The sequence below is a fragment of the Kineococcus sp. AC630 genome, assembly GCF_979255925.1.
Genome location: NZ_CEEDMJ010000156.1, coordinates 1 through 235, shown reverse-complemented (window position 1 = coordinate 235; position 235 = coordinate 1). Strand labels below are relative to the sequence as shown.

At 75.3% G+C, this 235-nt stretch carries 1 pseudogene; it reads right to left on the bottom strand.

What is annotated here, in order from left to right:
- Positions 1–76 precede the first annotated feature (76 nt).
- Positions 77–235: pseudogene (locus tag AC0I8G_RS26235) on the bottom strand (ABC transporter ATP-binding protein); the annotation flags it as partial.

The following is a 235-nucleotide window of genomic DNA, read 5'->3' as shown; positions in this document are numbered from 1 at the left end:
ACGACGCGCCTGCTGCGGGGGGCCGTGGCGCCGGCGACACCGGTGCCGGCTGCCTCCTCCTGGACCGAGCTCGCCATCAGTGCTCGTCCCCGCTGCCGCCGCCGAAGAGGATCGCGGAGAGCCGGTCGTGGTAGGCGTGGAACTCCGGGGTGCGCATCATCTCCGGCGTGCGCGGGCGCGGCAGGTCGAACTCGACGACCTCCACGACCCGGCCCGGGCGCGGGCTCATGACGGC